Here is a 19,612-nt window from a genome sequence, read left to right on the forward strand (position 1 = left end):
TGGTCACTTGTGATGCTGATAATCTTTGTGACTATCAGTCCGTACTCACAAGCACCCACACGAATTGCTTGATTCGATTTGTTAAAGAGCGTTTGATTAAGAGCTTTTCGTCTCAACCGAGGCGCGCATTCTACGCTTTCCTCATTTGCTGTCAAGCGTTAATTTGAAGTTTTTTAGAAGCTGCTTTCTTTCAAAAGCGTTCAACCTCAACAACTTACCGCTTGCCTCGTGGCGTTCAACGCTGCGAGGAGGCGAATAATACGCGCTTTGAAATCAGAGTCAACACCTTGATCTGAAAAAACTTTCGTTCTACGTCTGGGGCCACTTGGCAACTAAATGGACGAAGCACCGCTCTGTAGAGAAACAACCCGAGGAGCGTAACGGCCATGAGCGATGCGCAGAGCGATAAAACCCCCGGTCTGTCGGCGGACGAAGAAAAGGAAGTCAGCCATAACCAGCCGCCGCGGGCTGCGGTATTGCACGAGATCATTCGTTCCCAGGGCGACCAGGAACTGGAGCGCACGCTCGCGGCGTTGTGGTGGTCCGCCCTCGCCGCCGGCCTGACGATGGGGCTGTCGCTGATGGCCATGGGGCTGTTCTACGCCCGCCTGCCTGAGGGCGACAGTGCCCAGGTCATCGCCAGCATCGGCTACAGCGCCGGTTTTCTTGCGGTGATCCTGGCACGCCAGCAACTGTTCACCGAAAACACCCTCACTGCCGTGCTACCCGTCATGACCACGCCGACGCTCGCCAACCTCGGTCGCCTGCTGCGACTGTGGGGCGTGGTGTTGCTGGGCAACCTGGCGGGCACCTTGATGGTTGCCTGGGTCATGCTTGAACTGCCGATATTCGACAGCAAGACCGATGTGGCCTTCCTCGAAGTCGGGCGCAAGGTGATGAAGAACGACATCAGCCAGATGTTCGCCAAAGGCATCGTGTCGGGGTGGATGATCGCCACCATGGTCTGGATGATCCCGTCCATGGAGCAGGCCAAGATCTGGATCATCCTGATGATCACCTACCTGATGGCGCTGGGTGACTTCACCCATATCGTCGTCGGCTCGGTTGAAGTCTCTTACCTGGTATGGGCCGGCGATGAAACCTGGCGCAGCTTCTGGCTGGAATTTGCCTTGCCGACCCTGGGCGGCAACATCATCGGCGGCAGTTTTATCTTCGCCCTGATCAGCCATGCCCAGGTACGCAGCGACAGTGGCAAGCCGCCGTCGCAACTATTAAAAGAAGAAGAGGCTCAGCCACGGCGCCGCGACTGATCTCAACGTGCCGCCAACGCTCGCTCGACCGCCCTGCCCCGCTGGGGTGCCGGGTGCGGATGCCACCAGTTCTGCCCCTCGTGTGGTGAATCGATGCTGACCCGCTCCCCCATCTGCGGCGTGCTCAGCCGCACCTGGGCCGCTGCGGCCAGGGTGACGATGCGCTCGAACGGCTCCTGCCAGCCATGGGTGGAAAGATCGAACGTGCCGTTATGGATCGGCAGCATCCAGCGCCCATGCAGGTCCAGATGTGCCTGCAGGCTTTGTTCCGGCTGCATATGCACGTTGGGCCAGGCCACGTTGTAGGCGCCGGTCTCGATCAACGTCAGGTCGAACGGGCCGAAGCGCTTGCCAATTTCGGCAAAGCCTGCGAAATAGCCGGTGTCCCCGCTGAAGAACACACGTGTCTGGTCGTCTATCACCACCCAGGAGGCCCACAAGGTGCGATTGCTGTCGAACAGCCCGCGCCCAGAGAAGTGTTGCGCGGGAGTGGCGACCAAGCGCACCCCTTCGACCTCGGCTTCCTGCCACCAGTCCAGCTGCGTCACCTTTGCAGCGGGCACACCCCACTCGATGAGCAGGTCACCCACGCCGAGCGGCGCCAGAAAGCGCTCGGCTCGCGGCGCCAGCTGGCGTATCGCTTGCTCATCGAGGTGGTCGAAGTGGTCGTGGGACAGAATGACCGCCGTCAGTGGCGGCAGTTCGTCCAGCGCCAGTGGCGGGGCATGAAAGCGCTGCGGCCCGGCCCATTGCACCGGCGAGGCGCGCTCGGCGAAAACCGGGTCGGTAATGAAGTAGCGACCGCGCAGTTTCAGCAATACAGTGGAGTGCCCCAGCCGCCAGAGGCTGTGATCCGGTGCATCGAGCACCTGCTGACGGGTCATGGGCTGCACGCTGATCGCCACCGCCGGGCGGGTTTCCGGCGGCTTGCGCAGCAACAGGTACTTGAGACCGATGCGCAGCTTCTTCAATACGCCATCCTGGGGCAGGCTGGCCTGGTTGTGAAAACGCCCGTCCCGCTGTGGCGCCGATTGGTCGCCAGAATTAGCCATGGGAGCCATGAGCAGCAACACTCCAAGCAAGAGGAAGGGCTTCATGTTACCCCACTGGGATCACATCAACTGTGAATTGGCTTGTAAGGTCATTTTTCGTCGATGAAACACTGTTCAACAATATTCACGTGAGTTATGCGATAAACGGCACCCCAGCAGAAGACCAACGACCATGATGGACAATCGCAGCGGCAAGGGACTTTCTTTCGTCAAGCGCATCTACCTGCCGCGTATCATCGGCATGGGGATCGGCCTGTTCAGCGTAGCCGCTGGCGTGGCGCCGCTATCACCGCCATCCTGGGTCTGGGTGCTGTTGCTGTTCAATGGCCTGTTCTGGCCACATGTCGCCTACCAGTGGGCATCGCGTTCGGCGGCCCCTTATCAGGCGGAACAACGCAACCTGTTGCTGGACTCGCTGCTGGGCGGCTTCTGGACTGCGGCGATGCACTTCAACCCGCTGCCGACCGTGACCGTGCTGTCAATGATGACCATGAACAACGTGGCTGCGGGTGGCAAGCGCCTGATCGTTCGCGGGGTAATGGCGCAGCTGGCCGGCATGCTGCTGGCCAGCGCTTTGCTGGGCACCGGGTTGCAATTGAATGCCACGGCGCTACAGATCTACGCCTGCCTGCCAATGCTGACCCTCTATCCGTTGGCCCTGGGCTGGGTCTGTTACCGCCTGGCGATCAAACTGGGCGAGCACAAGCGTCGCCTCCGCGCCCTGAGCCTGACCGACAGCCTGACAGGCCTGCTCAACCACGGCGCCTGGAAAGACCTGCTGCTGCTCGGGTTCCATGCCTGCCGTCAGCAACAGTCATCCGCCGTGATCGCGCTGATCGACATCGATCACTTCAAAACCATCAACGACACCTTCGGCCATGTGGTCGGCGATTGCGTACTGCGCCAGATGAGCGAGGAGCTCAAGCGCAACCTGCGTGAATCCGACCAGGCCGGGCGCTATGGCGGCGATGAGTTCTGCGTGATCCTCCCCGCCACCAGCGAAGCTCAGGCCTGCCAGGCCATGGAGCGTCTGCGCGAGCAGGTCGCCAGCTACCGCAACCCACAGCTGCCGCATCTGCGCATCAGCCTGAGCATTGGCCTCGCGGCCTTCCATGCCGACCTCGAGTCTGCCGAGCACTGGCTGGAACTGGCCGACAAGGCGCTCTACAGCGCCAAGCGCTGCGGCCGCGACCAGGTCAATTTCGCCCAGGGCGAGGCCGCCCCGCTCAGGCTGGCCTATCCTGACTGAACCTCCTTGCTGATTGACCGGCAGGGGACTGCAGTCAACAAGGAGTTGTTCGCGCATGGCCAGGACCGCCAGCCCCCTCCCCCGCCTCCAAGTCCGTCATCTGATTGCCGGCTTCTGCGCAGTTTTCGGCCTCGCCTGCCTTGTCACGCTGGGCGCCTTGTTCAATATCGCAGCCACACTCGATGAACAGGAACAGCAACGCAGTGCGTTCCATGCCACCCAGGCACTGGAACAACGGTTGCTCGCTTCCCGGCAGTTTCTGTCCAGTTACGCGGTGTGGGACGCGGCCTTCGAACACCTGGCAGGCAAGGTTGACTGGCAGTGGGCCTATGAAGAAAAGAACGTAGGCGAGTCGCTGTACAGCGCCAGCGGCTACGAAGGGGTATTCGTGATCGAAGACCAACGCACCACCTATGCGCTGTTCAAGGGGGCGCCTACCCAGGCGGATGCCGGCAGCTTCATCGATGCACCACTGGTAGCAGTCATCGACGCTGCACGCGGGGCCGCCAGCGCCCGCGAGCAGATTACCCGCTTCGTCATGTTCAATAACTGGCCAGCGGTGCTCAGCGCTGCCGCCGTTCGCCCGGACCGGGATGTTTCCGCGCAGGAGGTGAGTCAGGCGCCGGTCATGCTGTTCGTCGACCAGCTTACCGAAGCCAAACTCGAGCGCCTGGGGGCGGGTGCCGGCCTTGCCCACATGCACCTCGAAAAGAACGGGGAAAACGGCCACACCCCCCAGCAAATCGCCTTGGGCGACACCGGCTACCACCTGGCCTGGGCCAGCCCGCAGCCCGGGCGACAACTGTTGTGGGCCGTGTTGCCGCCCTTGCTCTGCGCCCTTCTGGTACTGGCCCTGGTGATGCTCTATCTGTTTCGCCATGCCCTGCGCAGCTCCCACGCCATCGACCTCAGCCTCGAACGCCTGCAGAAGAGCAACCTGGCGCTGGAGGCCAGCGAGCAGCGTTTTCGCGCGGTCGCCGAGGCCGCGTCCGACTGGATCTGGGAGACCGACCGACAGCAACGGCTGACTTATCTGTCGCAGCGATTCGTCAAGGTCACCGGCGACCCGGTCGATGTCTGGCTGGGCCTGCCGCTCAACCAGTTGCTCAGCTGTGAAACCACGCCCCTCTCGCCATGGCTCGACGCCCAGGTCGAGGCCGATTCGGAGCAACCGGCCAACCTGCGCTGCGCCTACCGCGACCATCATGGCATGAGCCGCTATTGCCGGATTTCGGCCCGGGCGATCCGCTTCGACGGCAAGCTCGCGGGCTTTCGCGGCACCGCCAGCGACATTACCGACGAGGTCGAGGCCCATGCGCGCATCCAGCACCTGTCGCTGCACGACCCACTGACCGGCCTGGCCAACCGCAACAAACTGGCCCGACACCTCGAACAGGCACTGCTGCGCGGCAGCGACTCGCCGCCGCTGACCCTGATGCTGCTCGACCTCGACAACTTCAAGCCCATCAACGATTCCCTTGGCCATGCAGCGGGCGATGCGGTCCTGCAGGAGGTCGCCGCGCGCCTGCGTGACACCACGCGCGACGTCGACCTGGTGGCACGTCTGGGGGGTGACGAATTCGTCCTGACCCTCGCCGGCATGGATAACCGCAGCGAGATCGACAAGCTGTGCCGGCGGCTCATCGAGCTGCTGCAACAGCCCATTGCCTTTGATGGCCACCTGCTGCACATCGGGGCCAGCGTCGGCATCGCCCAAACCCGCAATCAAGGCTTCGATGCTGGCGAGCTGATCCGCTGCGCAGACATCGCCCTGTACCAGGCCAAGGCGGATGGCAAGGGCACTTGGCGCTACTTCAGCGCTGAGATGAACCAGCAGATCCAGTATCGCCGTCAGCTGGAAAATGACCTGCGCCGCGCATTGCAGAACAATGAATTCGTTCTTCATTACCAGCCACGCTACCGACTGGGCGATTTGCGCATCGTGTCGGTCGAAGCCCTGCTGCGCTGGCAACACCCGCAAGAAGGCCTGCTTGCGCCAGACACCTTCATCCCGCTCGCCGAGCAAAGCGAGCTGATCGTCACCCTGGGCCGCTGGGTGTTGCGCGAAGCCTGCCGGAGCGCGCTCGACTGGCCGGAGCACCTTCTGGTGTCGGTAAACCTGTCACCAGCCCAGTTCATGCGCAGCGACGTGGTCGCCGACATTCGCGAAATCCTTCTGGAGACGCGCTTCCCCGCCCAGCGACTGGAGCTGGAGATTACCGAGAACGTGATGCTCAACGACATCGAAGGCGCGCTGGCCACCATGCTCGCGCTCAAGGAATTGGGCGTGCGCCTGAACATGGATGACTTCGGCACAGGCTACTCCTCGCTGGGCTATCTACGGACCTACCCGTTCGACAGCATCAAGATCGACAAGCGTTTCATCGCCGGCCTGGGCAATGCCACCGGCAACGACCGGGCGGTGGTGCAGGCAATCATCAACCTGGGCGAGGCGATGGGCCTTACCGTGACCGCCGAGGGCGTGGAAACCGAACAACAACTGCAAACCCTGGAAAGCGACAAGTGCCATGAAGTGCAGGGCTTTTACCTGAGCCGGCCACTGGACAGGGCCGGCTTCGAGCAATTGTTGCAACGCAAGCCAGGTTGCTCTGCAGATGCCTCCTGAACCTGCTCAGCGCAGCGAGCGCTCAGCCACGATCTCGGGCAGATCGCGACGCTGCAGGTAAACGCGCAACGGCTCGCCGATGTTCAGGCGGTCATCCACATGCTGCTCCAGCAACAGCGCCAGGCGCTCCCGGCACAGCGCCATGCGCGCCCCCTGTTGTGGCCGCCAGACGAATTCGCTGCAGGGGGTGATGCTGTCATCCGCCACGTCCATGCCGAACGCATCCTCGGAAAACCGCACGATATGGACGCCGCGCTTGCCGTGGAAGCCGACAAAACCATTGAGCTGGTCGGCAGCGCTGCAAATGTCCTGAGAAGTGATGGCCATGACGTAACCTCGCAAATGAACGGAAGTGACGCACGCCAGGCAGATAACGGTCGCCTCTGTTGGGCGACGCGCAGTGGCAGCCTAGCTCATGTGATCATCGTTGTGCCAAGACTTTCATCATCTGGCACAGGGTCGACCTGCGAGGTCAGCAACCCGCCCAGCCAGCTCATGAAGGCCTGGACCCGGCGTGGCACATGCCGTTGCCGGGCATACAGCAAGGACACCGGCATGGCCTGCGCCTGCCAGCCTTGCATCACCTCCACCAGTTCGCCGCTTGCCAGATGGTGCGCCACGCCGACCGCAGGCACCTGGATCAAGCCGAGGCCCGCCAGGCACGCCGCCGAATAGGCCTCGGCATTGTTGACCGTGACCTCGCCGGCCATGGGCTGACAGCACACCTGGCCGGCCTGCACGTATTCAAAGCCTGCACTGCGCGCTCCCAGGTTGCGCACGTAGTGGACCAGGCGGTGCCCGGCCAGGTCGTCCAGGTTCTGCGGCACCCCGTAACGGGCAAGGTACCCCGGGCTGGCGCAATTGCGCATGCTCAACTGGCCGACAGGCCGCGCCACCACATCCAGATCACTCAGCGCACCGATGCGCATGACGCAGTCGAAACCTTCACGTAGCAGGTCGACCTGGCGGTCGGTGCAACTGATCTCCACTTCCAGCCTGGGAAACCGCGCCAGGAACTGTGGCAAGGCCGGAATGATCACTCGGCGGGCCATCATGGTCGGCATGTCGACCCGCAGGCAGCCGGCCAGTTCGGCATCGTCCGCGCGGAACAGGCTTTCGATCTCGTCCATGCCCGACAGCAGGTCCTTGCTACGCTCATACAGCAACGCACCGTCCTGGGTCGCCTGGACGCGCCGCGTGGTGCGGTTGAACAAGCGCGTGCCGAGCAACTGCTCCAGTGCCCTCACCTGCTCGGATACCGTCGAGCGCGGCAGGCCCAGGCGATCTGCCGCCAGGGTAAAACTGCTCAGCTCACTGACGCGAACGAACGTGCGTAGCAGCTCCAGCTTGTTCATGGCACCCCTCGACTGTTCGGTTCAAGCGAACAGTATTTCCGATCTGGCTGGATTTAACAGCCACCTGACGATCAATAACCTGTGACGCATCCACCACCCACGAGGGATTCGACATGACTCGCAAGATCGCATTGATCACCGGCGCCAGCCGCGGCCTGGGACGTAATGCTGCCGAGCATCTGGCAGCACGCGGTATCGACATCATCGGTACCTATCACAGCAAGGCCGACGAAGCTCAACAGGTGGCCAAGACCCTCGAAGCGGCGGGTGCCAAGGCGGCAATGCTGCAACTGGATGTCAGCGACAGCAGCAGCTTTGCCGGCTTTGCCGAACGCCTGGGCGCAACCCTGCAACAGCAATTTGGCCGCGAGCGCTTCGATTTCCTGGTGAACAATGCGGGTATCGGCTTGAACGTGCCGTTCAGCGAAACCAGCGAAGCACAGTTCGACCAGCTGATGAGCATCCAGCTCAAGGGGCCATTCTTCCTTACCCAGCGGATGCTGCCCTTGCTGGTCGATGGCGGGCGCATCGTCAACATTTCCTCCGGCCTGGCGCGTTTTGCGCTGCCCGGGTATGCCGCCTATGCGGCCATGAAAGGGGCGATGGAAGTGTTGACCCGCTATCAGGCCAAGGAGCTGGGTGCGCGTGGCATTCGCGTCAATATCCTTGCACCGGGGGCGATCGAGACGGACTTTGGTGGCGGCGTGGTGCGCGACAATCAGCAGGTCAATGACTTCATTGCCGGCAATACGGCGCTGGGGCGGGTCGGGTTGCCCGACGATATCGGCGCGGCCATCGCGCTGCTGCTGGAAGAAGGCAATGGCTGGATTACCGGGCAGCGGCTGGAGGTGTCTGGCGGGATGTTCCTGTAGGGCAGAAATTCTGGGGCCGCTTTGCGGCCCATCGCAGGCAAGCCAGCTCCTACAGGGCTCAAGGTCGGTGCAATAGCTGTAGGAGCTGGCTTGCCTGCGATGGGCTGCAAAACAGCCCCAATGGCCGTCACTGTGCTGCCTGGTCCTCATGCACCTGCACGCTGGCGGTCATCCCTGCACTCAGGTGCACGCCTTCAGGAATCTGGTCCAGCCTGATCCGCACCGGTATCCGCTGTGCCAGCCGCACCCAGTTGAAGGTCGGCTCCACCACCGGCAACAGTTGGCTGTCCGGATTGCTGTTGCTGTCGGTAATGCCGCGGCTGATGCTCTCCACATGGCCTTGCATCGCATCGCCCGCGCCCATCAGCCAGACTTTCACCTCATCGCCGACACGGATACGCGGCAACTTGGTCTCCTCGAAGTAGGCCTGGATATAGAAGGTCGAATCATCCACCAGGGCCATCACCGACTCGCCAGTATTCACATAGTTGCCCTGGGCCAGGCGCAGGTTGGTGATATGCCCGCTGCGCGGTGCTCGTACTTCGCTGCGCGCCAGGTCGATCTTCGCCACCTGCAGCTGAGCTTCGGCTTCATGCAGTTCGCCCCGGGCGACAGCTGCATTGATCTGGGCGTTTTCGCGCAGCTCGGCACTGATCGCCTCCGGGCCCAGGGCCGTGCGCCGCGCTGCCTCACGCTCACGCAGGTGCAACTGCTGGGCACGGGTTTCGGCCACCGCGCTGGCCTGGTCGAAAGCAGCCTTGAAGCGTTCGCGATCGATGCTCATCAGCAAATCGCCAGCCTTGACCTGCTGGTTGTCCTGCACCATGAGTTCACGCACCCAGCCAGACACGTCCGGGGCGATGACCACCACATCGGCACGCACCCGGGCATCACGCGTCCACGGCGTGAGCATGTAGTACTGCCAGAGCTTGAAGCCGGCCAGAACGGCAATGGCGACCACACACAAGGTCACCAGGATACGGACGACAGCACGCATTGAATCACTCCTTACAAAGGCCCCAGCAGGCGAACGACCAGGTACAGCACACAAACGAACAGCGCCGTGTCGAACAGCGCTTCATGCCAGATCCAGCGCCCCAGCGGCGAGGCCTGTACCAGCAGGCGCAATACCCCGGTCAGCGCCAGCGCCATCAGCACATAAATCAGAAACGGGCTGAGCAGCACACCGCCCAGCGCCCACTCACGCAAGCCCATGGGCATCCTCCTGCGCGCGGCACCATTTACCCCAGCTTTTCTGCAGCTGCAGCACCGCACCGTGGGCAAGGCGCAACGGGTCGCTGGCCGGTGCCTGCTGCAGGGCGGCAATGAACTGCTCGCTGGCGGCATCCAGACGTTGCCCGCGGCCAGCTCCCGGGCCTTTGGCAAGCACCGCCTCGACCTGCTGCAGGTAGTCACGCTCGGCGGCACCCAAAGGCACCTGGGCCACCGCCAGGCACATGCGCAAGTGCACCAGCTCGTCACCGATATCCAGCCCATGCAAGCCATCGTCCCAGCGTTTGCGCTCGGTGCCTGGCAACTCGCTGGCATGCCGGGCCAGCTGCATCAGGCGGTCGGCCATGCGCCCGCCAAACCAGCTGTCGGCACCGCGCAAGTCGCGCCGGGTCAGGCGCACCAGGTCGTCCTGGGTCGCGGCGCGCAGCCGCCGGCCAAGCCAGGCCGGGTGGCGGAACACCAGCAAGCGGAACGCCAGCACTGCGGCGCCCACGCCCATCAGCATGGCCAGGGCGCTGTTGAGCAGGGTCGCCACGCCAAATGACATGGCATTGAGCGGCGCTACCAGCACGATGAAATGCAGGCAGTAGGAGGTCGCCGTGGCGCCGGTGCGCGGATGGGCCATGCCCAGCGCGCCGAAGAACAGTGGCACGCCCATGCCCAGGCAGAGCATGGCGAAGCTGCTCCACTGCGGCAGGATGATCTGCCCGACCAGGAACGCCACCGGGATCGCCAGGAAGATGCCGCGCAGGAAGCTCAGGCCAATCTGCGCGCCATTCTCGCGGCTGGCGAACAGGCTGCACACCACGCAGGTCAGCACCAGGCCGCCAGGTGCCGATGGCCAGGCAGTGGCCAGCCAGAAGCTGCTCATCACCAGGAACGCCAAGGCACTGCGCGAACCGAACAACAACGCCAGCGACCAGTCCCGGTGCACCGCCAGCCCTTGGACCACATCCTTCGGCGCCCTGCCCGCCTCGACGTCGTCCTGGGCCTGGGTAGTTGCCATGGCATAGTCCAGCAGCAAGGCCATGCGCGCCAGGCAGAAGTGCTCTGCAGAGCTGATGTGCTCATCATGCGCGGCGTCCCAGATACGCTGACGCAGCACCAGCAAGCTCGGCTGATCCGGGTTCACCAACTGCGCCCGTACCTCTTCCAGCCAAGGCGCGAGGCGCATGGCTTCGTGCTCGTCCAGTTGCCGCCACTGCCGGCGCACCGAGCGTGAAATACGCAACAGCACCATGAGTTTCTGGCTCAACCCACGAATGGCCCTGGCCCGTTGCCGGCCGCGCGGGCCCTCGAACCAGGCGTGCTCGCGCTGAGTGTCGATGGCGACGATACGGCCCAGGCTGTCCAGCAGCCCTTTGCGCGCTTCATCCTCGCCACCGAGCATGGCACTGGCCGCCTGCAGACCGTTCTGCCAAGCCTGGCGCGCCTGGCCGGCGAGCTGCTGCTCGACCCTCATCGGCCAGATCAAGGCACTGCTGGCCGTGGCGCAGCAGATCCCCAGGCATATTTCCGTGCATCGCGCCACCGCCTGGTCGAATACCTGCAAGGGATGATTGATGGCGGGCAAGGCAATGATGGCGGCGGTGTAGCCCGCAAGTACGAACGAATAGGCCCAGGCACTGCGCAATTGCGTGGAAGCCGCCGTGCACAGGGCCAGCCACAACGCCAGGCTGATGAGAAACAGCCATGGGGTCTGGGCGAACAGGCCGAGAAACACCACCGACATGATGGTGCCGACCAAGGTCCCGGCCAAACGCGCCAGGCCTTTCTGCACCACCATCCCCGACAACGGCTGAGCGACGATGAAGGCGGTCATCAATGCCCAGGACGGTTGCTCCAACCCCCAGCGCATGGCCAGCCACAGCGCCAAGCCCGCCCCGAGCAGGGTCTTGAGGGCAAACTTGATGGCGAGGCTGCTGGGTGCGAACAGGGCCTGGAAGGTGATGGGCACGAATCGGACCTTGCGGGGGATGGTTGGTTAAACGATAGACAATGGGGCAGCAGGATACTGCGGAAACTATTAATTAGCTAGCTAATCATCTTTATTGACAAAAATCGCAGACAAAAAAATAGGCGACCGAAGTCGCCCTAAATGCCTTGCGTGCTCGTGCCTGCGAAGGGTCAGCGCGGCTTGCGCTTGTGCGAGTCCTTCCAGATGAAAATGCCCAGACCGGCAAAGAATGCAAACATCAACCCGACCGTTACCACACCCGCGATAACCACGTTGTCGAAGAACATGCTGGCCTCCCGATTCGTTTGCCGTTGTCCGATGGATGCAAGGTAACGAATGCGGGGGCGGGGAAAATTGATCAGGGTCAATATTGCCCGGGACCGGGCACGCGAGGCGGGTGCAGGGTTGACCTGCGTCAAGTTTCAGCGCTTCTTGGGCTTGCCCTTGGGCTTCTTTTTCTTCGCGGTGGCAAGCGGCATGGCCTGCTCGAAGGCCTGACGCACTTCGTTCAGGCGTTTTTCCTTGAGGTCATGGATGCGCTTGGCGCGCTCGGCATCGAAGTCGATGAGGTTGTCTTGGCTCATGGGTGGGCTCGACGGTCTACAGAGACTTGCATCATGAAGCCCGGCGCGGGTCGTGACCAGCCCTGCGTCAGACTTCGATATCCACCAGCAGGCCCTGGCGCGGGTTCTCACCCATCAGCGGTGCCACCGGCACGGTGTTGTCAGCGTTGACTTCGTCACCCGGCAGGGCACTGTAAAGCGCCGCTTCGCCCTTGTTCTTGCGCCGTTGCTGGCGACGCTGCTCCTCGCGCAGCAACAGCACCTGCTCTTGCGGGTCGCGCTGCTGCTTCAGGTCGATGGCGCTTTCATTGGACGAAGGTTGCACAGGCACCACCGGCTTGATGTCGGGGGCCTGTTTGACCGGGTCCAGTTGCGAGGTCACCGGGGCGGCACTGAGCGGGATGATCGGCGGCAGCATGGGCGTTCTCCTGTGCCTACTGTATCGGCCGTCCGCTCGCCAGCTTGAGCGTCTTGGCAGTATGGACAGCAGTCATTCGGCATCGTCCTCAGGGTCGTCGTCGGACGGCGGGCTGGCTTCGCTCCAAGGCCGCTTGTAGACCTGCTGCCAGACCGAATCCATATGCTCGCGCAGCATTTGTGGCGCATTCTTGAGCGAAGCGCTGTCTTCCCGCTCGCCACCGACAGGGTCTTCGCCTGCCGGGGTGATCAGCGACTGGCCAGTGATCGTGTAGGCGTTTTGCCCCTCGCGCATTTCAATGGCGATGTCGTGTGGGTCGATGCCGCCGCCGCAGAAGGCGTGGCTGGCAACGGTCACTTCGGCGACATCGTCCTTGTTCAGGTCACTCACGTCACTGACATCGGTGTAGAAGTCGACATCCAGGTCCAGCCCCGGGCAGGTGGTTTCCTGCTCGATCTGCCAGCGCGGCTTGAACGCGTCACCCTCGGCGGCCCGCCCGTACAGGGTGGCCTTGAGCACCACCTTGTCGACTTCCTGCTCGGAATCGGCATCGACGGCCTGGCCATCGCTGCGGCTGAGCACCAGCAGCCCTTCGCCGTCGCGGTCGCGAAAGTGCACGCTCTTGATCGGCGTCTGCACGCCCAGCACCTCGAGCTGCTCGACCGGGATCGCAGGCAGGGTTTCGAATGTTTTCTGCTCACAGGCGGCCAGCAGCAGCATGCTGCCCATGGCCAGGGAGGTGTGCAACCAGCGGTGCTTGAGCGGCATATCGGTGCGTAGCCCTCGTCAGCAAGACGGTGTTCTGCGATGAAACAGCTAGACTGATGGACTTCTGGTCTATGGTCCGCCCGGCCTATCCGTTAACATAGCCGGCTTTTTCATCGCGGGAGTTCAGGCAGTATGGCGCAGCAGTATCAACCGGGGCAACGCTGGATCAGCGACAGCGAAGCGGAGCTAGGCCTGGGGACCATCCTGGCGCAGGATGGCCGCCTGCTGACCGTGCTCTACCCGGCCACTGGCGACACCCGCCAGTATTCCCTGCGCAATGCGCCGCTGACCCGCGTGCGCTTCTCGCCAGGTGACCAGATCACCCACTTCGAAGGCTGGAAGCTGACCGTGCGCGAAGTCGAGGACATCGACGGGCTGATGGTCTACCACGGCCTGGATGGCCAGAACCAGCCCCGCACCCTGCCGGAAACCCAGCTGTCGAACTTCATCCAGTTCCGCCTGGCCAGCGACCGCCTGTTCGCCGGGCAGATCGACCCGCTGTCGTGGTTCAGCCTTCGGTACAACACGCTGCACCACACCAGCAAGCAGATGCAGTCGTCGCTGTGGGGCTTGGGTGGCTGCCGCGCGCAACCGATCGCCCATCAGTTGCACATCGCCCGCGAAGTCGCCGACCGCAGCGCCCCGCGCGTATTGCTGGCCGACGAAGTAGGCCTGGGCAAGACCATCGAAGCTGGCCTGGTGATTCACCGCCAGCTGCTGTCCGGTCGCGCCAACCGCGTGCTGATCCTGGTCCCGGAAAACTTGCAACACCAGTGGCTGGTGGAAATGCGCCGGCGCTTCAACCTGCAGGTCGCCTTGTTCGACGCCGAGCGCTTCATCGAAAGCGACGCCAGCAACCCGTTCGAGGATGCCCAGCTGGCGCTGGTCGCCCTGGAATGGCTGGTCGATGACGAAAAGGCCCAGGACGCGCTGTTCGCCGCTGGCTGGGACCTGATGGTGGTCGACGAAGCGCACCACCTGGTGTGGCATGAAGAGCAGGCCAGCGCCGAATACGGCCTGGTCGAGCAGCTGGCCCAGGTAATCCCGGGCGTGCTGCTGCTGACCGCTACCCCCGAGCAACTCGGCCAGGACAGCCACTTCGCCCGCCTGCGCCTGCTCGACCCTAACCGTTTCCATGACCTCGCGGCGTTCCGCGCCGAGAGCGAAAACTACCGCCCCGTCGCCGAGGCCGTGCAGGAACTGCTCGAAGAGGGCCGCCTCTCACCAAAGGCACATGCCACCATTCAGGGCTTCCTCGGCGCCGAAGGCGAGGCCCTGCTGGCGGCGGTCAACGATGGCGATACCCAGGCCAGCGCCCGCTTGATCCGGGAGTTGCTCGACCGCCACGGCACCGGCCGCGTGCTGTTCCGCAACACCCGTGCGGCGGTGCAGGGCTTCCCCGAGCGCAAGCTGCACCCGTATCCGCTGGCCAACCCCGAGCCCTACCACGACTTGCCAGCCGGCGAACACGCCGAGCTGTACCCGGAGGTGGCGTTCCAGGCACAAGGTGAAGTCAGCGATGACGAGCGCTGGTGGCGCTTCGACCCACGGGTCGACTGGCTGATCGACACCCTGAAGATGCTCAAGCGCACCAAGGTCCTGGTGATCTGTGCCCACGCCGAAACCGCCATGGACCTGGAAGACGCCCTGCGCGTGCGCTCCGGCATCCCGGCCACGGTGTTCCACGAAGGCATGAGCATCCTCGAGCGCGACCGCGCCGCCGCCTACTTCGCCGACGAAGAATTCGGCGCCCAGGTGCTGATCTGCTCCGAGATCGGCAGCGAAGGCCGCAACTTCCAGTTCGCCCATCACCTGGTGATGTTCGACCTGCCGGCCCACCCGGACCTGCTCGAACAGCGTATCGGCCGCCTCGACCGGATCGGCCAGAAGCACACCATCGAACTGCACATCCCGTACCTGCAGGACAGCCCGCAGGAGCGCCTGTTCCAGTGGTACCACGAAGGCCTCAATGCCTTCCTCAATACCTGCCCGACCGGCAATGCCCTGCAGCATCAGTTCGGCCCGCGCCTGTTGCCAATGCTCGAAGGCGGTGACGCCAAGGCCTGGACCACACTGGTCGACGAGGCCCGTGGCGAACGCGAGCGCCTGGAGGCAGAGCTGCACAGCGGCCGTGACCGCCTGCTGGAGCTCAACTCCGGTGGTGCCGGCGAAGGCCAGGCGCTGGTCGAGGCCATCCTCGAGCAGGACGACCAGTTCGCCTTGCCGATCTACATGGAAACCCTGTTCGATGCTTTTGGCATCGATAGCGAAGACCATTCGGAAAATGCCCTGATCCTCAAACCGAGCGAGAAGATGCTCGACGCCAGCTTCCCGCTGGGCGACGACGAGGGCGTGACCATCACCTACGACCGTGCCCAGGCCCTGTCGCGCGAGGACATGCAGTTCCTTACCTGGGAACACCCGATGGTACAAGGTGGCATGGACCTGGTGTTGTCCGGCTCGATGGGCAATACGGCGGTGGCACTGATCAAGAACAAGGCACTCAAGCCCGGCACCGTACTGCTCGAACTGCTGTTCGTCAGCGAGGTGGTGGCGCCGCGCAGCCTGCAACTGGGCCGCTACCTGCCGCCGGCGGCACTGCGTTGCCTGCTGGATGCCAATGGCAACGACCTGGCTTCGCGGGTGGCCTTCGAAACGCTCAATGAGCAGCTCGAAAGCGTGCCGCGTGCCAGCGCCAACAAGTTCGTCCAGGCCCAGCGTGACGTGCTGGCCCAGCGCATCAGCGGGGGTGAAGCCAAGGTCATGCCGGTCCACGTCGAGCGCGTGACCGAAGCCCAGCGCCGGCTGGCTGCCGAAGCCGACGAAGAGCTGGCGCGCCTGACGGCTCTGCAGGCGGTCAACCCGAGCGTGCGTGACAGCGAGATCGACGCGTTGCGCAAGCAGCGTGAACAGGGGCTGGCCATGCTGGATAAGGCCGCGCTGCGCCTCGAAGCGATTCGCGTGCTGGTCGCGGGCTGATTCACTCGCCAAATTACCGGGGCCGCATGGTGGCCCCGATTCTTTATACCGGCTGGCTATCGGCTTCAGAACCAAATCATTGGTACCAAAGTGCCATTATTCAGGAAGGCTTAACCACCTCTTCTATACTGCCCCAGAACAGTCTCCGCCGGGTTTGAACGGAGACGAGTGAAAACTCGAGCAAAGGGCAAGCAATGGAATGGCTGGGGCTGCAACTGTTCACCCAACTGCCGGTTAACGGGCGCATCGTCATCGACTGCCGCCATGAACCGCTGCTGATCATGATCGCCTTCGCGGTGGCCAGCGCAGCCTGCTTTGCCACCCTCGACATGGCCGAACGCCAATCCCAGAGCGAACACCCCGCCGCACGGCGGCAATGGCGGATGCTCGGTGCCTGCTGCCTGGCGGGGGGTATCTGGGCCATGCACTTCATCAGCATGCTGGCGTTCGAGGCGCCGGTGGAAATGCACTACGACGCATCCCTGACCGGCTTGTCGCTGCTGATCGCACTGGTGGCGGCCTGGATGGCGATGACCAGCCTCGACCGCGTCGAAATGCGCCTGCACCACTACTTGCAAAGCGCCCTGCTGATTGGCCTGGGCATCATCCTGATGCATTTCGTCGGCATGGCCGCGCTGCAGACCGGCGCCCAGCAGTATTACCAGACCGGTCTGTTGCTCGTCAGCGCTGCCATCGCGCTGCTGACCAGCCTCGCTGCCCTGCTGCTGGCCCGCTATTTCCGCACTGGCAGCGGTCCCCTGCATCAAGTGATGAAATATGGCGCCAGCCTGCTGATGGCCGGCGGTATCGTCGCCACTCATTTCACCGCCATGGCCGCAATGACCCTGGTGATCCCGGTCTCGACTGCCCTGAGCCTGCCATCCACGAACAACAGCCTGCAGCTGGGGCTGACCGTGGCCTTCATCACCTTGCTGATCAGCGGCAGCAGCATCAGCGCCGCGCTGGCGGATAAAAAGCTGCAAAGCAAAGAAGACGACCTGCGCCGTTACGGTGTGCTGCTCAGCCAACTCGACCAGGCCCGCGCGTCACTGCAGCAGGCGGCTCATTACGATGCCCTGACCAATTTGGTCAACCGCCGTGGCTTCAACCAGATATTCGCCGAACGCTTGGCCGAACAGGATGCCAGTGAAAGCCACCTGGCCGTGATGTTCCTCGACATCGACCATTTCAAGCGGATCAACGACAGCCTTGGCCATGACGCCGGTGATGAACTGCTCAAGGTCATCGCCAACCACATCAAGGCAGCCACCCGCAGTCAGGACCTGGTTGCGCGCTTCGGTGGCGATGAATTCTGCGTGGTCACCAGCCTCAACACCTGCGAGGAGGCGCGTCATCTGGCCCAACGCATCATGCAACGGATGAAGGAGCCGATCGACCTGGGTGGCAGGCGCATGGTCATGACCACCAGCATCGGTATCAGTATCTACCCGGATGACGGCGTAACCGCCGAAGAACTGCTCAAGCATGCCGACCTAGCGCTGTACCAGTCCAAAGGCAGTGGCCGCAACAGCCTGCATTTTTTCAACAGCAGCCTGAGAAGCCGCGCCAGCCTGGAGCTGCAGCTGGAAGAGGAACTGCGCATCGCCCTGCTGGAAGAGCGGGGGCTTTGCGTGCACTACCAGCCGATCTTCGACCCGCGCTCCGGCCAAGTGGCCAAACTCGAAGCACTGGTGCGCTGGCAGCACCCGCAGCATGGGATGTTGGGGCCTGATCGCTTCATCGGCATCGCCGAAGCCAACGGCCTGATTGTCGACCTCGACCTGTGGGTACTGCGCCACGCCTGCCAGGATCTGGCCCAGCTGCACCGCAACGGCTTTACCAGCCTCAGGGTCACCGTCAATTGCTCGGCGCTGACCCTGGGACACGAAGCCCTGCCCAACGAAGTGGAGATTGCGCTGTTCCAGGCCGGCCTGGCGCCGCGCCACCTGGAGCTGGAAGTCACCGAGAACGCCCTGATGGGCGATATTCAGCATACGGTCAGCCTGCTCAAGCGCATTCGTGGCCAAGGTGTCAGCCTGTCGATCGACGACTTCGGCACCGGCTACTCTTCGCTGGCCTACCTCAAGCGCCTGCCGCTGGACGTACTGAAGATCGACCGCAGCTTCCTGCAGGATGTGCCTGGCAACCAAAAGGATCGCGAGATCATCCAGGCCATCATTGCCATGGCCCACACCTTGCACCTGCAGGTGGTCAGCGAGGGGGTAGAAACCGTCGAGCAGTACGCGTTTCTGGCCAGCAACGGCTGCGACTACCTGCAAGGCTACCTGCTCAGCCGCCCGGTACCGTTGGCCGAACTACGGCCTGTACTCGACCTGCTCGACCGCCACGAAGCGGTCATCAGCCCTTGTTGCGATACAGCTCTACCAGGGTCGCCGGATCTTTTTGCAGATTCCCCTGGCTACCGTGCAGGCGCATCAACTGCGCGGCAAGGCCACTGAGCGGCGTTGCGGCGCCCTGCTCTCGCGAAAGCTTGACGGCGCCGTCGAGGTCCTTGAGCAGCGTGCGCACGTGCCATTTGACGGGTTCGAAACGGCTTTCGGCCATCTGCGGTGCCAGGATCTGCAGCGGCTTCGAATCGGCAAAGCCACCGGCAAGGGCTTCGGCGATCAAGGTGGCATCGACACCTGACTGCTCGGCCAGCGCCACCACCTCGGCGATCACCAGCGCATTGCAGGCCACGATCATCTGATTGCAGGCCTTGGTCACCTGCCCTGCCCCTACACCGCCCATATGGGTCACGCGCTGGCCAAGCACCTGCAACACCGGACGCGCACGCTGCAGGTCAGCGGCCTCGCCCCCTACCATGATTGCCAGGGTGCCCGCCTCGGCGCCTGGCGTGCCGCCGGATACCGGGGCATCCAGCCAGGCCATGCCGCACAGGGCAGCCAGCTCGGCTGCCATTTCCCGAGTAGCGGTCGGCTCCAGGCTGGAGAAGTCCACCAGCAACTGGCCGCTGCGCCCCCCTTCGGCGATGCCCTGCTCGCCAAACACCACTTCGCGCACGACTGCGGTGTCGGCCAGGCACAGCAACACCATGTCGCTGTGACGGCACAACTCGGCGGGGCTGGCAGCCAACCGCGCACCTGCAGCCACCAACGCGGCGCATTTGTCCGGGCTGCGGTTCCATACGGTCAGCGGGTAACCGGCTGCCAAAAGACGCCGACACATGGGCAGGCCCATCAGGCCGATGCCGGCGAATCCAAGCGAAGGTAGTGCATGACTCATCGATGACTCCTGACTATTCAATG

General features: G+C 63.3%; 17 protein-coding genes. 6 read left to right on the forward strand and 11 right to left on the reverse strand.

Going from position 1 to position 19,612, the window contains the following annotated elements; genetic code table 11:
* The first annotated feature begins 386 nt into the window (after positions 1-386).
* Positions 387-1,271 carry a formate/nitrite transporter family protein gene (locus ACIPW4_RS23525; protein ID WP_400662054.1) on the forward strand — a complete coding sequence of 295 codons (885 nt, stop codon included), beginning with the start codon at positions 387-389 and terminating at the stop codon, positions 1,269-1,271.
* A gap of 2 nt (positions 1,272-1,273) precedes the next feature.
* On the opposite strand, the gene ACIPW4_RS23530 is transcribed toward ACIPW4_RS23525, so the two are convergent.
* On the reverse strand, positions 1,274-2,368 hold the full coding sequence (locus tag ACIPW4_RS23530) for an MBL fold metallo-hydrolase (protein WP_400662057.1): 1,095 nt from the start codon (positions 2,366-2,368) through the stop codon (positions 1,274-1,276).
* 130 nt (positions 2,369-2,498) lie between these two features.
* On the opposite strand from ACIPW4_RS23530, the gene ACIPW4_RS23535 reads away from it, so the two are divergent.
* Together ACIPW4_RS23535 and ACIPW4_RS23540 are read left to right on the forward strand one after the other, a co-directional pair.
* On the forward strand, positions 2,499-3,572 hold the full coding sequence (locus tag ACIPW4_RS23535; protein WP_400662234.1) for a diguanylate cyclase: 1,074 nt from the start codon (positions 2,499-2,501) through the stop codon (positions 3,570-3,572).
* Between the two features lie 55 nt (positions 3,573-3,627).
* Entirely contained in the window at positions 3,628-6,198 is a 2,571-nt protein-coding gene (locus ACIPW4_RS23540) for an EAL domain-containing protein (RefSeq protein WP_400662060.1), read from the forward strand.
* Between the two features lie 6 nt (positions 6,199-6,204).
* Here ACIPW4_RS23540 and ACIPW4_RS23545 read toward each other — a convergent pair whose 3' ends face one another.
* Positions 6,205-6,525, reverse strand: coding sequence for a DUF2025 family protein (locus tag ACIPW4_RS23545; RefSeq protein ID WP_400662063.1), 321 nt, complete (start codon positions 6,523-6,525; stop codon positions 6,205-6,207).
* 86 nt (positions 6,526-6,611) lie between these two features.
* A complete protein-coding gene (locus ACIPW4_RS23550) occupies positions 6,612-7,553 on the reverse strand; it encodes a LysR substrate-binding domain-containing protein (RefSeq protein ID WP_400662065.1) in 942 nt (313 codons plus the stop codon).
* A 113-nt stretch (positions 7,554-7,666) separates the two neighbouring features.
* Between ACIPW4_RS23550 and ACIPW4_RS23555 the strand changes: the two genes are divergently transcribed.
* Entirely contained in the window at positions 7,667-8,425 is a 759-nt protein-coding gene (locus ACIPW4_RS23555; RefSeq protein WP_400662067.1) for an SDR family NAD(P)-dependent oxidoreductase, read from the forward strand.
* Between the two features lie 127 nt (positions 8,426-8,552).
* On the opposite strand, the gene ACIPW4_RS23560 is transcribed toward ACIPW4_RS23555, so the two are convergent.
* From ACIPW4_RS23560 to ACIPW4_RS23590, 7 genes are all read right to left on the reverse strand, one after another.
* Positions 8,553-9,422: an efflux RND transporter periplasmic adaptor subunit gene (locus ACIPW4_RS23560; protein WP_400662070.1), complete on the reverse strand. Its 870-nt coding sequence runs from the start codon at positions 9,420-9,422 to the stop codon at positions 8,553-8,555.
* An 11-nt stretch (positions 9,423-9,433) separates the two neighbouring features.
* Positions 9,434-9,640 carry a DUF1656 domain-containing protein gene (locus ACIPW4_RS23565; RefSeq protein ID WP_400662073.1) on the reverse strand — a complete coding sequence of 69 codons (207 nt, stop codon included), beginning with the start codon at positions 9,638-9,640 and terminating at the stop codon, positions 9,434-9,436.
* On the reverse strand, positions 9,627-11,615 hold the full coding sequence (locus ACIPW4_RS23570) for an FUSC family protein (protein WP_400662075.1): 1,989 nt from the start codon (positions 11,613-11,615) through the stop codon (positions 9,627-9,629). Before ACIPW4_RS23570 ends, ACIPW4_RS23565 begins: the two co-directional genes overlap by 14 nt.
* A 170-nt stretch (positions 11,616-11,785) precedes the next feature.
* The gene (gene ccoM, locus ACIPW4_RS23575; RefSeq protein WP_027918924.1) at positions 11,786-11,902 is read right to left on the reverse strand and encodes a cytochrome c oxidase subunit CcoM; all 117 of its coding nucleotides are present in this window, start codon (positions 11,900-11,902) and stop codon (positions 11,786-11,788) included.
* Between the two features lie 135 nt (positions 11,903-12,037).
* Positions 12,038-12,199 carry a hypothetical protein gene (locus ACIPW4_RS23580; RefSeq protein ID WP_165837386.1) on the reverse strand — a complete coding sequence of 54 codons (162 nt, stop codon included), beginning with the start codon at positions 12,197-12,199 and terminating at the stop codon, positions 12,038-12,040.
* A gap of 67 nt (positions 12,200-12,266) precedes the next feature.
* Entirely contained in the window at positions 12,267-12,596 is a 330-nt protein-coding gene (locus tag ACIPW4_RS23585) for an aspartate-semialdehyde dehydrogenase (protein WP_400662078.1), read from the reverse strand.
* Positions 12,597-12,668: 72 nt separating this feature from the next.
* The gene (locus ACIPW4_RS23590; RefSeq protein ID WP_400662081.1) at positions 12,669-13,364 is read right to left on the reverse strand and encodes a M949_RS01915 family surface polysaccharide biosynthesis protein; all 696 of its coding nucleotides are present in this window, start codon (positions 13,362-13,364) and stop codon (positions 12,669-12,671) included.
* A 132-nt stretch (positions 13,365-13,496) separates the two neighbouring features.
* Between ACIPW4_RS23590 and rapA the strand changes: the two genes are divergently transcribed.
* Both rapA and ACIPW4_RS23600 read left to right on the forward strand, forming a co-directional pair.
* On the forward strand, positions 13,497-16,343 hold the full coding sequence (rapA, locus tag ACIPW4_RS23595) for an RNA polymerase-associated protein RapA (RefSeq protein WP_400662084.1): 2,847 nt from the start codon (positions 13,497-13,499) through the stop codon (positions 16,341-16,343).
* Positions 16,344-16,537: 194 nt separating this feature from the next.
* Complete coding sequence (locus ACIPW4_RS23600; RefSeq protein ID WP_400662087.1) at positions 16,538-18,802, forward strand: putative bifunctional diguanylate cyclase/phosphodiesterase; 2,265 nt, start codon at positions 16,538-16,540, stop codon at positions 18,800-18,802.
* On the opposite strand, the gene ACIPW4_RS23605 is transcribed toward ACIPW4_RS23600, so the two are convergent.
* Complete coding sequence (locus ACIPW4_RS23605) at positions 18,702-19,589, reverse strand: NAD(P)-dependent oxidoreductase (RefSeq protein WP_400662090.1); 888 nt, start codon at positions 19,587-19,589, stop codon at positions 18,702-18,704. The genes ACIPW4_RS23600 and ACIPW4_RS23605 overlap by 101 nt on opposite strands.
* Positions 19,590-19,612 lie beyond the last annotated feature (23 nt).

It is taken from the genome of Pseudomonas sp. NPDC089996 (assembly GCF_044748405.1).
GTDB lineage: Bacteria > Pseudomonadota > Gammaproteobacteria > Pseudomonadales > Pseudomonadaceae > Aquipseudomonas.